Annotated in this window: 9 protein-coding genes, 2 tRNA genes and 2 rRNA genes; 4 read left to right on the top strand and 9 right to left on the bottom strand. The window is 43.3% G+C overall.

The window, feature by feature from the left end:
- Positions 1-16: 16 nt before the first annotated feature.
- The 4 genes from VCM39_RS03120 to VCM39_RS03105 all read right to left on the bottom strand — a co-directional run bounded on the left by VCM39_RS03120 (position 17) and on the right by VCM39_RS03105 (position 4987).
- Positions 17-2902, bottom strand: a 23S ribosomal RNA gene (locus tag VCM39_RS03120).
- Positions 2903-3071: 169 nt separating this feature from the next.
- Positions 3072-3145: transfer RNA gene (locus VCM39_RS03115), tRNA-Ala, on the bottom strand.
- 91 nt (positions 3146-3236) lie between these two features.
- Positions 3237-3310: transfer RNA gene (locus VCM39_RS03110), tRNA-Ile, on the bottom strand.
- Between the two features lie 153 nt (positions 3311-3463).
- A 16S ribosomal RNA gene (locus VCM39_RS03105) occupies positions 3464-4987 on the bottom strand.
- Together the 16S and 23S rRNA genes with 2 tRNA genes alongside form the textbook arrangement of a ribosomal RNA operon.
- Positions 4988-6434: 1447 nt before the next feature.
- On the opposite strand from VCM39_RS03105, the gene metF reads away from it, so the two are divergent.
- The 4 genes from metF to gldH all read left to right on the top strand — a co-directional run bounded on the left by metF (position 6435) and on the right by gldH (position 10583).
- Positions 6435-7388, top strand: coding sequence for a methylenetetrahydrofolate reductase [NAD(P)H] (gene metF / locus VCM39_RS03100; RefSeq protein ID WP_221650953.1), 954 nt, complete (start codon positions 6435-6437; stop codon positions 7386-7388).
- 51 nt (positions 7389-7439) lie between these two features.
- Positions 7440-8549, top strand: a complete 1110-nt coding sequence (locus tag VCM39_RS03095) for an ATP-binding protein (protein WP_221650952.1) — start codon at positions 7440-7442, stop codon at positions 8547-8549.
- A gap of 95 nt (positions 8550-8644) precedes the next feature.
- A complete protein-coding gene (gene ricT, locus VCM39_RS03090; RefSeq protein ID WP_221650951.1) occupies positions 8645-10126 on the top strand; it encodes a regulatory iron-sulfur-containing complex subunit RicT in 1482 nt (493 codons plus the stop codon).
- Positions 10104-10583 carry a gliding motility lipoprotein GldH gene (gene gldH / locus VCM39_RS03085; protein ID WP_221650950.1) on the top strand — a complete coding sequence of 160 codons (480 nt, stop codon included), beginning with the start codon at positions 10104-10106 and terminating at the stop codon, positions 10581-10583. The genes ricT and gldH overlap by 23 nt, the downstream gene beginning before the upstream one ends.
- Positions 10584-10646: 63 nt before the next feature.
- Here the strand turns inward: gldH and rodA are convergent, their stop codons facing one another.
- The 5 genes from rodA to VCM39_RS03060 all read right to left on the bottom strand — a co-directional run bounded on the left by rodA (position 10647) and on the right by VCM39_RS03060 (position 16414).
- Positions 10647-12104, bottom strand: coding sequence for a rod shape-determining protein RodA (gene rodA / locus VCM39_RS03080; RefSeq protein ID WP_221650949.1), 1458 nt, complete (start codon positions 12102-12104; stop codon positions 10647-10649).
- Positions 12085-13941 carry a penicillin-binding transpeptidase domain-containing protein gene (locus tag VCM39_RS03075; protein WP_221650948.1) on the bottom strand — a complete coding sequence of 619 codons (1857 nt, stop codon included), beginning with the start codon at positions 13939-13941 and terminating at the stop codon, positions 12085-12087. The genes rodA and VCM39_RS03075 overlap by 20 nt, the downstream gene beginning before the upstream one ends.
- A gap of 2 nt (positions 13942-13943) precedes the next feature.
- Entirely contained in the window at positions 13944-14441 is a 498-nt protein-coding gene (gene mreD / locus VCM39_RS03070) for a rod shape-determining protein MreD (RefSeq protein ID WP_002562694.1), read from the bottom strand.
- Entirely contained in the window at positions 14438-15283 is an 846-nt protein-coding gene (mreC, locus tag VCM39_RS03065; protein ID WP_322934096.1) for a rod shape-determining protein MreC, read from the bottom strand. Before mreC ends, mreD begins: the two co-directional genes overlap by 4 nt.
- Before the next feature lie 108 nt (positions 15284-15391).
- Positions 15392-16414: a rod shape-determining protein gene (locus VCM39_RS03060; protein ID WP_002562696.1), complete on the bottom strand. Its 1023-nt coding sequence runs from the start codon at positions 16412-16414 to the stop codon at positions 15392-15394.
- Positions 16415-16428 lie beyond the last annotated feature (14 nt).

Here is a 16428-nt window from a genome sequence, read left to right as displayed (position 1 = left end):
ATACAGACAGGCAAGAAAAAAAAAGTCAACGGGCAATTAGTAAGGCTCGGCTATGATATTACTACCTTTACACCTGCCTCCTATCAACGTCATCGTCTTTGACGACCCTAAGAAATCTAATCTTGTGGCTGGCTTCGTACTTAGATGCTTTCAGCACTTATCCAATCCCGACTTAGATACCCAGCAATGCACCTGGCGGCACAACTGGTAAACCAGCGGTCAGTCCAACACGGTCCTCTCGTACTAGTGTCAGAGCCACGCAAATTTCATACGCCCACGATAGATAGAGACCGAACTGTCTCACGACGTTCTGAACCCAGCTCGCGTGCCACTTTAATGGGCGAACAGCCCAACCCTTGGGACCTTCTCCAGCCCCAGGATGTGACGAGCCGACATCGAGGTGCCAAACCCCTCCGTCGATATGAGCTCTTGGGAGGGATCAGCCTGTTATCCCCGGAGTACCTTTTATCCTTTGAGCGATGTCCCTTCCATACGGAAACACCGGATCACTATGCTCTAGTTTCCTACCTGATCGACTTGTAAGTCTCCCAGTCAAGCGCCCTTATGCCATTACACTCTGCCGCCGGTTACCAATCGGCGTGAGGGCACCTTTAGAAGCCTCCGTTACACTTTTGGAGGCGACCACCCCAGTCAAACTACCCACCAAACAGTGTCCTCGCATTAGCGAGTTAGAACTCAAATAATCAAAGGGCCGTATTTCAACAGCGACTCCACAAACACTGGCGTGCCTGCTTCAAAGTCTCCGGCCTATCCTACACATCAATTACCCAAATTCAATGTTAAGCTATAGTAAAGGTTCACGGGGTCTTTTCGTCCCATCGCGGGTAATCGGCATCTTCACCGATACTACAATTTCACTGAGCTCACGGTTGAGACAGTGTCCAGATCATTACACCATTCGTGCAGGTCGGAACTTACCCGACAAGGAATTTCGCTACCTTAGGACCGTTATAGTTACGGCCGCCGTTTACTGGGGCTTCAATTCAATGCTTCTCTTGCGATGACATCTCCTCTTAACCTTCCAGCACCGGGCAGGTGTCAGGCTGTATACGTGATCTTTCAATTTTGCACAGCCCTGTGTTTTTGTTAAACAGTTGCCTGGACCTATTCTCTGCGCCCCGCCATCACTGACGGGGACCCTTTATCCCGAAGTTACAGGGTCAATTTGCCTAGTTCCTTAACCGTGATTCACTCAAGCGCCTTAGTATATTCAACCCGACTACGTGTGTCCGTTTACGGTACGGGTACCTTTAAGATTAAGTTTAGCGGATTTTCTTGGGAGTATGTTTACACGCACTATTGGATTGTTCAGAAGAACGCTCCATACTATCAGGTTCGACTCTTGCGGTGGATTTGCCTGCCACAATCAACATCTACACCCTTCAACGAACTATTCCGTCAGTTCGCGGCGCTGTCACGCCTCCGTCTCCACGTCACTCTTAAAGGTAGTACAGGAATATTAACCTGTTCTGCCATCGGCATCACCGTTCGGCTGAGCCTTAGGACCCGACTAACCCTGATCCGATTAGCGTTGATCAGGAAACCTTAGTCTTTCGGCGAGGGGGTTTCTCACCCCCTTTATCGTTACTTATACCTACATTTGCTTTTCCACACGCTCCAGCATACCTGACGGTACACCTTCAACGCAGAGTGGAATGCTCCCCTACCGATCATTACTGATCCCATAGCTTCGGTAAAACACTTAATGCCCGATTATTATCCACGCCAAACTCCTCGACTAGTGAGCTGTTACGCACTCTTTAAATGAATGGCTGCTTCCAAGCCAACATCCTAGCTGTCTTAGCAATCTGACTTCGTTAGTTCAACTTAGTGTTTATTTGGGGACCTTAGCTGATGGTCTGGATTCTTCTCCTCTCGGACATGGACCTTAGCACCCATGCCCTCACTCCTGTGATAGAACTAATGCGCATTCGGAGTTTATCAAGACTTGATAGGCGGTGAAGCCCTCGCATCTTATCAGTCGCTCTACCTCACATTAGTAACTCACAAGGCTGCACCTAAATGCATTTCGGGGAGTACGAGCTATCTCCAAGTTTGATTAGCCTTTCACCCCCACCCTCAGGTCATCCGGAAGCTTTTCAACGCTTATCGGTTCGGTCCTCCAGTTAGTGTTACCTAACCTTCAACCTGCCCAAGGGTAGATCACTTGGTTTCGCGTCTACTCCTTCCGACTATGGCGCCCTATTCAGACTCGCTTTCGCTTCGGCTGCACGTCTTGAGACGCTTAACCTTGCCGGAAAAAGTAACTCGTAGGTTCATTATGCAAAAGGCACGCCGTCACAGCTAAAGCTGCTCCGACCGCTTGTAGGCGCACGGTTTCAGGGACTATTTCACTCTTCTATTCGAAGTGCTTTTCACCTTTCCTTCACAGTACTGGTTCGCTATCGGTCTCTCGGGAGTATTTAGCCTTACCGGATGGTCCCGGCAGATTCACGCAGAATTCCTCGTGCTCCGCGCTACTCAGGATACCACTAGGGTTCAGATGGCTTCGTGTACCGGGTTATCACCGTCTATGACTGAACTTTCCAGATCATTCCACTCACCAACTTTCGTCCCACAACGTGGTCCTACAACCCCAATTATGCCGTAACATAATTGGTTTGGGCTATTCCCCGTTCGCTCGCCACTACTAGGGGAATCATTTTTTATTTTCTTTTCCTGCAGGTACTAAGATGTTTCAGTTCCCTGCGTTAGCCTACTGCAGTGCAGTATAATCGGTCTTCAACCAATTGGGTTGTCCCATTCGGAAATCCACGGATCAAAGGTCATTTGCACCTACCCGTAGCTTATCGCAGCTTATCACGTCCTTCATCGCCTCCGAGAGCCAAGGCATCCGCCATGCGCCCTTTCTTACTTTCTTTCTCTTGCCTTATACTGTCAAAACAACAGCGTACGGTTCGATATATACTTTTAGCTCTTTACTAAATTTACTTTTTTTATGTACAACATGTCAAAGATCGTGTGATCATTTACGATTGGACGATTTACAATTTACAATTGAAATTACAAACCACTAATCAAGATCGGAGTGGAGAATAACGGATTCGAACCATTGACCCTCTGCGTGCAAGGCAGATGCTCTAGCCAGCTGAGCTAATCCCCCTTCGAAGAATTGAGAAGAAAGAAGCGAGAAGAACTAAATCAAGACGATTTATCATTTTCAACTTTCAACTTTCCATTTTCAATTCGAGAAGTAGTCCCAGGCAGAGTTGAACTGCCGACCTCTACATTATCAGTGTAGCGCTCTAACCAACTGAGCTATAGGACTAGTTCAAACTGAGCCTATTATTAGACCCGGCTTCTGTTTTCTCTTGTTTATCTCTATCTATACTTCTATAGATGGTTGATCTATATTCTATAAATAAACAAGTACCAGTAGTACTATTAGAACCATAAAGTCATGATTACGGCATCACTCCAGAAAGGAGGTGTTCCAGCCGCACCTTCCGGTACGGCTACCTTGTTACGACTTAGCCCCAGTCACCAGTTTTACCCTAGGACGCTCCTTGCGGTTACGTACTTCAGGTACCCCCGGCTCCCATGGCTTGACGGGCGGTGTGTACAAGGCCCGGGAACGTATTCACCGCGCCGTGGCTGATGCGCGATTACTAGCGAATCCAGCTTCACGAAGTCGGGTTGCAGACTTCGATCCGAACTGAGAGAGGCTTTTGGGATTAGCATCACGTCGCCGTGTAGCTGCCTTCTGTACCCCCCATTGTAACACGTGTGTAGCCCCGGACGTAAGGGCCGTGCTGATTTGACGTCATCCCCACCTTCCTCACATCTTACGACGGCAGTCTCTCTAGAGTCCTCAGCATGACCTGTTAGTAACTAAAGATAAGGGTTGCGCTCGTTATGGCACTTAAGCCGACACCTCACGGCACGAGCTGACGACAACCATGCAGCACCTTCACATTTGCCTTGCGGCTAATCTGTTTCCAAATTATTCAAATGCAATTTAAGCCCGGGTAAGGTTCCTCGCGTATCATCGAATTAAACCACATGTTCCTCCGCTTGTGCGGGCCCCCGTCAATTCCTTTGAGTTTCACCGTTGCCGGCGTACTCCCCAGGTGGAATACTTAATGCTTTCGCTTGGCCGCTTGCTGTATATCGCAAACAGCGAGTATTCATCGTTTACTGTGTGGACTACCAGGGTATCTAATCCTGTTTGATACCCACACTTTCGAGCCTCAGTGTCAGTTAACAGTCCAGTGAGCTGCCTTCGCAATCGGAGTTCTTCGTGATATCTAAGCATTTCACCGCTACACCACGAATTCCGCCCACCTCTACTGTACTCAAGACACACAGTATCAACTGCAATTTTACGGTTGAGCCGCAAACTTTCACAACTGACTTACATGTCCACCTACGCTCCCTTTAAACCCAATAAATCCGGATAACGCTCGGATCCTCCGTATTACCGCGGCTGCTGGCACGGAGTTAGCCGATCCTTATTCATAAGGTACATACAAAAAGCCACACGTGGCTCACTTTATTCCCATATAAAAGAAGTTTACAACCCATAGGGCAGTCATCCTTCACGCTACTTGGCTGGTTCAGGCTCTCGCCCATTGACCAATATTCCTCACTGCTGCCTCCCGTAGGAGTTTGGACCGTGTCTCAGTTCCAATGTGGGGGACCTTCCTCTCAGAACCCCTATCCATCGAAGGTTTGGTGGGCCGTTACCCCGCCAACTGCCTAATGGAACGCATCCCCATCTTTTACCGAAATTCTTTAATAATAATCCCATGCGGAAATATTATGCCATCGGGTATTAATCTTTCTTTCGAAAGCCTATCCCCGAGTAAAAGGCAGGTTGGATACGTGTTACTCACCCGTGCGCCGGTCGCCAGCAATGTATTGCTACATCCTGATGCCCCTCGACTTGCATGTGTTAAGCCTGTAGCTAGCGTTCATCCTGAGCCAGGATCAAACTCTTCATTGTAAAAGTTATTTTGATTTACTATCAGACAATTGACAATTTACGATTGAAATAGCCAAAAGGCAATAGTAAAGTCGTTGCTCTGTTCAGGATACCGTTATTTATTGACCTTATTTCAAATACCTATATATAAGTATTGACGGTTCTAATTTATCAAAACATTTTAATGTTTTGGACTTGTACTACTTGTATTGTTTATCAATTTTTCAAAGAACGCTTCTTTTTAAAATCGCTTCGTTTCAAAAGCGGGTGCAAAGGTAAAGGACTTTTTTATAACTACCAAATGTTTTGGAAAGTTTTTTTAGTTTTTTTTCCGAGGATTCTCTAACAGCTCTCTTGCGAAAGGAGAAAAAACCTACAAAGAAAAAAACGCCTTTTCATTTGCGAATCGGACTGCAAAGATAAGAACTTTTAAACTTTAAAACCAAATCTTTTCAGAAGTTTTTTTTGTTTATTCGTTATCCGGTAATCCGCGCTTTCAATATGTCAATCTTAAAAAGGCTTAGACTCTCTTGCTAAGCGGATGCAAAAGTAGACCTTTTTAGAATATACGCAAAACATATCAGGAATTATTTTTGAATAAAAATGAAATTTTATCGTAATACGCTGATAAGCAAAGGTGTTGTAAAACATAAAAATGAAAGGAAGGAAAACAAAGGAAAACAAAGACACATTATAATATATAAGCGCATGCGTATACGCGTGCGAGAGAAAAAAACAAAGAAGGAGAAAAAGGGAAGAGGAAAGAAGGAGAATCTGACATAAGAAGAAGGAAGAATTAGAAAGAAAAAAAAGAAATGTAAAATATTAGAAACAAGAAAAGAGAGACTCGTAGAGAAACAGGACGTTCATCGTAGAGAAACAGGACGATCGTCGTAGAGAAACGGGACGTTTCTCGTAAAGGAAAAAACAAAAATAGCAACGCGCTGAATAGCAATAGATTACAAAAAAATAATAAATGTACACTTATTTTATTGAAAACAAACATATATTTATAAGGACAATATTAAAATCGACTCAAAATATAAGGACAAAAACAAGCAGAATAAGCCTTATCAATGCCATCTATGTATAACATCTTTCTATTTTTCTTTTTTGAAACAATTACATTATATCATAATTCACAGTGAATCTCACAAAAGCACAACTATCTATTTTCTAAAAGTAACCCCAAACAAAAGAGCAAAATGGTTTCATATTCGACAGTCAAATTAAAAGGCATACACCTTCAAACTTTAAAAACAGTTATGAGAAAATACATAAAACAAAAAATAGATCCAAAAAAGAAATCAACAAAGACACTTATAAAGTGAAAATATCATTTTATATCTCTCCTTATCGAGAAATACGAAACTATTTCAGCTCAAACGAAAGAAAATCTTTCTTTTTTCGTATTTTTGTCCCAATATGCACGCTTCTTACACAGAAGCCAAGAAGAATAACTGAATAAATGAGAGTAATAGACCTTATACATAGCAACGAGAAAACAGCTTTTTCTTTTGAAATCCTCCCTCCTCTAAAGGGTACAGGGATTGAGAAATTATGCCGGGATATTGATACATTACGTGAATTCGACCCTAAATATATCAATATAACAACACACCGAAGTGAATATGTGTACAAAGATCTGGGTAACGGATTATTTCAACGTAACAGACTAAGAAGACGTCCGGGAACAGTAGCCGTAGCCGCTGCCATTCAGAATAAATACAATATCACAGTAGTCCCACATCTCTTATGTAGTGGCTTTACCCGTGAAGAGACAGAATATGTACTGCTCGATCTTCAATTTCTGGGCATAACTGACCTGTTGGTACTCCGTGGAGACAAAGCAAAACACGAATCGGTGTTCACTCCCGAAGGAGACGGTTATTATCATGCTATCGAATTGCAGGAACAAATCAATAATTTCAATAAAGGTATCTTCGTTGACGGATCGGAAATGAAAGTTACCAATACTCCATTTTCATATGGTGTGGCTTGCTATCCTGAGAAACATGAAGAAGCTCCTAACATGGATTCGGATATCTATTGGTTGAAGAAAAAAGTAGAGGCCGGAGCTGAATATGCCGTAACCCAGCTTTTCTATGACAATCAGAAATACTTCGACTTTGTAGAGAAAGCCAAACGGGAAGGCATCAATATTCCTATTATTCCGGGAATAAAACCTTTCAAAAAGGCTTCACAACTAAGTATGATACCCAAAACCTTCAAAGTGGATCTTCCGGATGATCTGGTGAAGGAGGCACTAAAATGTAAAAATGAAGCAGAAGTGCAACAAGTAGGTATAGAATGGTGCGTAAAGCAATGCCAGGAATTGATGGCATATGGAGTGTCAAGTATTCATTTCTACTCTATTGGTGCCGTGGACAGTATTAAAGAGGTAGCTAAAGAGATTTATTGAATCATGAGTTGTGATTCATAATTTGTGAACGACTAAATAATAAATAGAATTGTGTTTTTTAAAGACGTAATCGGACAAGAAGAAACAAAGCAACGACTTATTCAGGAAGTAAATGAAGGTCGTATTCCACATGCACAGCTTATTTGCGGGCCGGAAGGAGTAGGTAAATTACCTCTGGCCTTGGCATATGCACGCTATATCAGCTGTACCAATCGTGGTGCAACGGATGCCTGTGGAGTTTGTCCGTCATGCGTGAAGTTCAGTAAGCTGGTACACCCGGATGTACACTTTGTTTTTCCTGTTGTGAAGTCCGGGCGAAGTGACGACTATATAGTAGAATGGCGGCGGATGGTATTAAATAATTCGTATTTCAATCTTAATCATTGGTTGAATGAGATTAATGCAGAAAATGCACAAGCCGTCATCTATACCAAGGAAAGTGATGAAATAATGAAGAAGCTCAGCTTGAAATCAAGCGAAGGTGGATTTAAAATCACAATAATCTGGTTGCCGGAGAAGATGCAACTAGCTTGCTCCAACAAGCTACTGAAGCTTCTAGAAGAACCACCCGAGAAAACAGTTTTCCTCTTGGTTTCCGAGGCACCGGACTTGATTCTGCCAACCATATTAAGTCGAACACAACGTTTCAACATCCGCAAGATAGATGAAGCAAGCATAGCGCAAGTGCTTCAACAGAAATATGGTGTACAGCAGGCAACCAGCGCAACTATCGCCCATCTGGCAAACGGGAATTTTATCAAAGCCCTCGAAACAATTCATCTGAATGAAGAGAGCCAGTTATTCTTTGAGCTCTTTGTCAACCTGATGCGACTCTCCTATCAACGGAAAATACGGGAAATGAAACTATGGAGTGAACAAGTGGCTGCTCTGGGGCGCGAACGTCAGAAGAATTTCTTATCTTACTGTCAGCGAATGATAAGAGAAAACTTCATATACAACCTGCATCAGAAAGAATTAGTCTATATGACGCCCGATGAACAAAATTTTTCAACCCGCTTTGCACCGTTCGTCAATGAGCGAAATGTGATGGGCATCATGGATGAGTTGAGTGAAGCGCAACAACATATCGAACAGAATGTGAATGCCAAAATGGTATTCTTCGACTTCTCGTTGAAAATGATTGTACTGTTGAAGAGTTAGAAGGAAGAATTTTTAATTGTAAATCGTAAACGTACCTATACGATAAAGATCAACAATGATCATAAACATAGGGAATAAATTATAAATATACAGAGATGGATTTTAAGTTACATAATGGGAGCGGTAGCCTTTGCTGCAAAAGTTGCTCCCGACAAGATAATAAATTGAACACCTACGATTGGCTGGCAGATATACCAGGCAATGCTGAGGAGAGTGACATGGTGGAGGTTCAGTTCAAGAACACTCGTAAGGGATACTATCGAAACAGTAATAAAATTAAGTTAGAAAAGGGTGACGTAGTAGCCGTCGAAGCAACGCCTGGGCATGATATCGGTGTAGTAACACTGACGGGACGCCTCGTTCCATTGCAAATGCGAAAAGCAAACATTAAGCCAGATGCAGAAATTAAACGTATCTACCGCAAAGCCAAACCGGTGGACATGGAAAAGTTTGATGAAGCAAAAGCTAAAGAGCACGCTACAATGATTCGCTCACGTCAGATTGCATCCAGTCTGAATCTGGATATGAAAATAGGAGACGTTGAATATCAGGGAGATGGTAATAAAGCCATTTTCTATTATATTGCAGACGAACGGGTAGACTTTCGCCAACTGATCAAAGTGCTGGCAGAAGCATTTCGTGTCCGTATCGAAATGAAACAGATTGGTGCACGCCAGGAGGCCGGACGTATCGGTGGTATCGGTCCATGCGGACGTGAGTTATGTTGTGCTACCTGGATGACCAGTTTCGTATCTGTATCTACAAGTGCAGCCCGCTATCAGGATATCTCTCTTAATCCGCAAAAACTTGCCGGACAATGTGCTAAGCTGAAATGTTGTCTGAACTACGAAGTAGATTGCTATGTAGAAGCACAGAAGCGCCTGCCTTCCAAAGAAATTGAACTGGAAACCAAAGACGGAACGTTCTATTTCTTCAAAGCGGATATTTTAAGTAATCAAATTTCCTACTCTACCGACAAAAACTTCCCTGCTAATCTGGTAACTATTAGTGGTAAAAGGGCCTTTGAAGTCATCGGAATGAACAAAAGAGGTGCTAAACCGGAAAGTTTACTGGAAGAAGAGCACAAACAAGAACCTAAAAAGCCGGTTGATCTTGTAGAACAGGAAAGCCTGACTCGCTTTGATCGTGACCGCCGCCGAAAAGAAGGAAAAGAAGGGGCCGAAGGTGGGAACCGCAACAGAAAGAAGAAAAAGAACAATACTAATCGCCCACAGCAGGAAGCTGAAGGAAGAACAACAGGGCGTCCTCAACAGGATAATGGCAATCGTCCGGGGCGTTCACAACAGGAAAGCAACACTCGTTCAGAACGGCCAACACAACGTGAAAACGGGCCGCGTCCTAACCGCCCGCAACAGAATAATGCAGAAGGACAGCAACAAACCCCACAACCCAATAACGGTGGTGAGCAACAACGCTCACGTAACGATCGTCCGAAAAACAACAATCGTCCACGTAATAATAATGACAGACGTGGAGAAAGACCACAAAGTGGAGAAAGACCACAAAATAACGAGAAGCCAGCTAAAGAGAGAAATGAAAAACCTACTCAGGAATAGTATATGGCTTCTGTTGGCCACCTGCCTGACAGCCGCTTGCAACGAAAATACTGTGTATCACTCTTACCAATCCATACCCACGGAGGGATGGAAGAAGAGTGATACACTCTTTTTCAATGTCCCAGTCAAAGATTCGTTAACACCACTCCGGCTATCTGCAGAAATACGTAATGAAAGTAATTACGCTTACCGGAATATCTACTTAACAGTTAGTCACAATCTTGAGGATAGCACGATATGGAAAACAGACACGTTACTACTTATCCTTGCAGACAAAGAGGGTAAATGGAATGGCACCGGCTGGGGAAGTTTGTTTCAATCAACTTTACCTATCGGCTCTGCCGTTGCCCGGCATCCGGGAAATTATACCTTTAAAATAACACACGGAATGCAAGATGAACTGCTGAAAGGTATCAATGACGTAGGGGTCAAAATTGAAGGGAGAAGGGAGAATTGAGAAGGGAGAAGTACTATGCAACGTGATAGCGCAGCCACTTCTCCCTTCTCAATTCTCCCTTCTTTACAGTCTTCTTCCGCGCCCTGCATCAATCCGCAGGAAAATAAAAAGCAAAATTGTAAATCCCCATAGAGAAGAACCTCCATAACTAAAGAAAGGCAATGGGATGCCAATCACAGGCGTCAATCCAAGTACCATACCAATATTAATAAAGATATGGAAAAGGAATATACTGACTACCGAATACCCATATACACGCCCAAAAGCAGAAGGTTGCCGCTCGGACACTGCAATAAGCCGTAATATCAGTGCCAAAAACAGCAGTAGCACAATAGATGATCCAACAAAGCCCTGCTCTTCACCTACCGTACAAAAGATAAAATCAGTATCTTGTTCAGGTACATACTTCAACTTTGTCTGTGTACCATTCAGAAATCCCTTTCCTGTAAGACCACCAGAGCCAATAGCTATTTTAGACTGATTCACATTATACCCGGCACCGGTCAGGTCTTCTTCCATACCCAGCACAACTTTAATACGAATCTGCTGATGTGGTTCGAGAATATTATCAAACACATAATCACTGGAATAGAGGAAACCGACAGACCCAATAGCAAACAATCCAATAAGCATATAAGATTTCTGGCGTTCACTCAAAGAGAGAAACATCAGATATCCAACTACAGCAACACAAAGTACCCATTGTACCCATACCAGATTAAAGGGTATAATATATTCTGAGATGAGGAAAGCAAGAAGCATCACAATCAGACTACCTACAATAATATTCCGCATCGGCTTCCATTTCTTTCTATAAACCCACACCATACCACCGGCAAACAGCAATACCATAGATAGAACCGAAAACTCTCCGATGGGAGTAGGCGTATCGGCTATAAATACCTGATCAAAACGTATGCCAACAACAAAATAGACTACAGCACACACACCGGAAAAGAGTACTACTCCCGGCATACCTTCACGATAAAGCACCAGAAAAAAAGCCAGATATACCAGTGCAGATCCCGTTTCCTTTTGCAGAATAATCAGTATCATAGGAAGCATGATAAAGGCAAGCAGTGCCAGAAAACACTTCCCTTTCCTGATATTAAAGGAATAGGAGTTGATATATTTGGCTAATACCAGGGCAGTGGCAAACTTAGCAAACTCTGCCGGTTGAAGATTTACAGGCCCAAGTTTGATCCATGAATTGGAACCTTTAATATCACTGCCGATAAATATGGTAGCCACGAGCAGAAGCATCATCCCTATATATATAATGTAAGAAAACATATCGTACATCCTATCTTCGAGCATCAGTAAGATAAATCCCAGACCAAATGAACAGATAATCCACATAAACTGCTTGCCGGCACGGGTAGAAAAGTCAAGAAAGTCCCGGTCACCATAGTCATAACTGGCTCCGCAAACACTGAACCATCCGGCAATAATAAGGAGCAGGTAAATAGCAATTGTTACCCAATCCAGCGTTTTCCATAAACTATCGTTCCTCGTCACCATACATTATAATTCTATCGCTAAACTCTGCCGCCTTCGCTTCACTGGCCGGAGAGAGTTTTCCATTCAAATATTGTTCTATCATCAAAGTACCAATAGGTACACCATAGGTTGCACCAAATCCTCCATTCTCCACATAGACTGCAATGGCTATCTTGGGATTGTTCATCGGAGCAAATCCCATAAAGGCAGAGTGGTCGTGTCCACGATTCTGTGCCGTACCCGTTTTACCGCATATCTCACCTTCGGGAAACATATAACCGGCTATTCTACAGGTTCCTCCCGTTACAGCAGCACGCATTCCCTTCACTACCTCTTCATAATGTATGCGGTCAATGGTGGGCACGCGGGGAGTCCGGTAAATACTATCAAGCTGATTATCCTGAATCTCTTTCACAATATGTGGAGTGATAAAATGTCCTCGGTTGGCAATCGTAGCACTCAAATTAGCGATTTGCAAAGGAGTAGCGAGAATTTCACCCTGCCCGATAGCAATACTGATTACAGTCAACCCGTTCCATCGCCCTTTGTAAGGTTTATCATAAAATGCAGCATTAGGTATCAATCCTCGTCCTTCACTGGGTAAATCTACACCCAACTTATAGCCGAATCCTTGAGACACCATATGATCCTTCCAGACAGTTATAGCATTTTGCGGCGAACCGTACTTACGGTCACCAAACATACGAAACAATCCCCAACAGAAATAAGAGTTACAGGAAGTGGCCAACGCCGGTACCAGTGGTAATGGAGAGCCATGGGCATGGCATCCCACTTTCAAGCTCCCATATATAAATCCATGATAGCACGGGAATGCCGGAGTATTTTCCTGAATAATCCCTTCTTGTAAAAAAGTCAATGCCTGAGCAGCCTTAAAAGTTGATCCCGGAGGGTAAGCTCCCATTAAAGCACGATTCAACAAAGGCTTACGCTTGTCCCGCTGCAGCATCAGGTGATTCTTACCCCGCTGGCGCCCAATCATCAGATGGGGATCGAAATCAGGGGAGGAAACCAGACATAGAATTTCCCCTGTCTCGGGCTCAATGGCAACAATACTTCCGATTTTATTCTTCAACAAGCGTTCGCCCAGCATCTGCAGGTCAATATCCAGTCCTAAAGTGAGATTCTTACCCGGTATAGAAGGACGATCGAACTGACCATCCATATAATGCCCCTGAATACGTCCGTGAGCATCGCGAAGCAATACTTCAACCCCTTTCTCGCCACGAAGATATTTCTCATAGGACTTTTCTACTCCCTGCTTACCAATATAATCTCCACGAATGTAATAATCGTCATTTTCAATATCACGCATTGATACCTCGCCAATATCTCCCAAAGCATGAGCAGCAGAATTATAGGTATACTGCCGGATGGTACGCCGCTGTATATAAAATCCCTGAAACTTAAACAGCTTTTCTTGGAATACACCACATTCTTCGGCAGATAACTGGGACATGAATACTTGATTGGTATATCTTGAATAGCCCGGATTTCTCCGGCGGTCTTTCATGTCGGACATTATTTTCAGAAACTGCTCCCGCGTGATATTCAATGTCTGGCATAGATCAAGTGTATCCAGATTTTCAATTTCTTTGGGAACAATCGTTATGTCATATGCCGGCTGATTGAAAACAAGCAATTTACCGTTACGATCATACATTGCCCCACGCGAAGGATACTGTATCTTATTCAGAAAAGCATTACTGTCAGCATTCTTTTTATAATCATCGGTGGATATCTGCAAAAAGAAAAGCCGTACTATATAGATAAACACAATACAAATAGCAGTTCCTGCGATAACAAATTTTCGTTTCTCTAATACATAATCTTTTGCCATGCCTATCTCCTTATCCCTTCAACAGCCATAATACACGTAACAGTCAGCAGGGTACATGCGACTACCCTTAGCAACAACAGCGGTATGCTGGAAAATGAAAAGAACTCGATAGTGAGCAGGATCAGATGATGCACAAAAACACTTGTCACCGTAAATTTCAGAAAAGAAGCAATCCCCATCGTCCGTATAGAAGGTATGATGCTGTCTAATGTATCACGCGGAGTAAACAATCGCAGAAATGTAGGACGCACAAAAGCCAGAAATACAGTTGCCGCCGCATTCATCCCCGGAGTATTGGAGAATATATCTATGGTTAATCCCAAAAAGAAAGCCCATAACATCAATTCGTTCCGGGAAGTGCCGGAAGCAAATTTTAAGATGAAATAGACATATAAGAAAGGAGTGGCATAGCCTGCAATATGAACATTGTTCAGAATCAGTACCTGAAGTAGGACTAATCCCACAAACCATCCCATCCTATGTATATAGTGTATCATCATTGCTTCGTACTCATATTTTCAAGTTCCTGCTGTTCCATCTGGCCAGTCCGGGCAATCACCCTCACATCACTCAGTTTTCCAAAATCCGTAGCCAGTTTAATCTTTAGTAAATAAGAAAGTCCGTCATTGGAATCGGACATATCATCTACCGTACCAACCATAACACCTGCCGGAAAAACAGTGGAATACCCACTGGTCACTACCGTATCTCCCAGATTAAACTCGGCATGGCGGGGTAGATCTTTCAGATAGGCATAACGTGAGTCTCCATGCTCCCATTTCAGATAACCGAAATACTCACTACCTACAATTTTACAACTTATACTCGATTTACTGTTCAATACTGAAATAACAAGCGAATAGTTGGGAGATGTTTTATAAACGATACCCACAACCCCGTTTCCATCAACCACCCCCATCTCGGGGCGAATGCCGGAAGAAGAACCTTTATCCAATGTAATGTAATTATCGGCCTGATTCAAACTATTCCGAATAACATGTGCCTTGAATAGCTGATAGTCCTTATTATCAAGATTCCGGATACTGTTTACAACAAGAGAATCGACCTGATGCTCCCGCAATGCATTCTCCAGATTGGTTATCTGCTGTTCAAGCAACATATTGCGATCAAGCAAATCTTCGTTTACTGACTTCAGATGAAAATAAGAAGAGATACTTCCCGAAACCTCATAGACCTTACCGGTAACAACATTGGCAGAAGTGAAGTAAACACTCTGCTGGTAGTTATTAAAGCGAAATAATAGAACAAAACAGACCACCTCCAACAAAATGAAGAGGAACCAGTAATTATACTTAAGAAGGAAGTTCAGTAAATTCCGCATAATTATTAATAATGTGTCGATATGCTAATATGCCAATGTGCCAATTGGCCGCGCTATAATACCGCATGGTAATTGGCACATTGGCATATTGGCACATTATTACATTATTTATCTCATTAAGAACGAGAAGCGGTCAATGTTCTTTAATGCCACTCCTGTTCCTTTTGCCACTGCATGAAGAGGATCTTCGGCTATGTGGAAAGGAATATTGATTTTGTCCGTCAGACGTTTGTCAAGGCCACGGAGCAATGCGCCACCACCTGCCAGATAGATTCCATTGTGAACAATATCGGCATACAATTCGGGAGGTGTATTTTCCAATGCACTCAGCACGGCTGTTTCAATCTTAGAAATAGATTTTTCCAGACAGTGAGCTACTTCCTGATAGCATACAGGTACCTCCATCGGAAGTGCAGTAATACGATTCGGTCCGTGAACGATATAATCTTCGGGAGCATCATCACCCAATTCAGTAAGAGCAGCACCTACATTAATCTTAATACGCTCTGCCATACGCTCACTAACCTTCACGTTATGCTGGCGGCTCATGTATTCCTGAATATCAGCGGTAAGATCATCGCCGGCAATACGGATGGAATTATTAGAAACAATCCCCCCCAGTGAAATAACAGCAATTTCAGTAGAACCCCCACCTATATCAACAATCATATTTCCTTCGGGAGCTTCTACATCAATACCAATACCAATAGCTGCCGCCATAGGCTCAAATACCAAATAGACATCGCGTCCTCCGGCATGCTCTGCAGAGTCACGAACAGCACGAAGCTCAACCTCTGTGCTACCCGAAGGCACTCCGATAACCATGCGGAGAGAAGGAGAGAATAAATGGCTACGGGTATTCACCTGCTTGATAAGTCCGCGCATCATCTGTTCACAGGCATAGAAATCAGCAATTACACCGTCACGGAGCGGACGGATGGTACGTATATTTTCGTGAGTTTTCTCATGCATCATCTTTGCCTTCTCACCCACGGCAATCATCTTATCAGTACGACGGTCCAAAGCTACCACTGACGGTTCGTCCACCACAATCTTACCATTGGTAATGATGATGGTATTGGCAGTTCCCAGGTCCATCGCTATTTCTTGTGTAAAAGAGAATAATCCCATGTATATTTACGATT

Source organism: Bacteroides mucinivorans (assembly GCF_034654355.2).
GTDB classification, from domain to species: Bacteria; Bacteroidota; Bacteroidia; order Bacteroidales; family Bacteroidaceae; genus Bacteroides; species Bacteroides nordii.
The sequence above is the reverse complement of the archived record's forward strand: the minus strand, read 5'-3'. Positions and strand labels throughout refer to the sequence as shown.

Bases quoted from the DNA above. Each gene is read 5' to 3' on its own strand.
- mreD (WP_002562694.1), bottom strand. From the start codon at position 14,441: ATGATGATACACTATATACATAGGATGGGATGGTTTGTGGGATTAGTC.
- gldH (WP_221650950.1), top strand. From the start codon at position 10,104: ATGAAAAACCTACTCAGGAATAGTATATGGCTTCTGTTGGCCACCTGC.
- VCM39_RS03075 (WP_221650948.1), bottom strand. From the start codon at position 13,941: ATGGCAAAAGATTATGTATTAGAGAAACGAAAATTTGTTATCGCAGGA.
- rodA (WP_221650949.1), bottom strand. From the start codon at position 12,104: ATGGTGACGAGGAACGATAGTTTATGGAAAACGCTGGATTGGGTAACA.
- ricT (WP_221650951.1), top strand. From the start codon at position 8,645: ATGGATTTTAAGTTACATAATGGGAGCGGTAGCCTTTGCTGCAAAAGT.
- metF (WP_221650953.1), top strand. From the start codon at position 6,435: ATGAGAGTAATAGACCTTATACATAGCAACGAGAAAACAGCTTTTTCT.
- VCM39_RS03060 (WP_002562696.1), bottom strand. From the start codon at position 16,414: ATGGGATTATTCTCTTTTACACAAGAAATAGCGATGGACCTGGGAACT.
- mreC (WP_322934096.1), bottom strand. From the start codon at position 15,283: ATGCGGAATTTACTGAACTTCCTTCTTAAGTATAATTACTGGTTCCTC.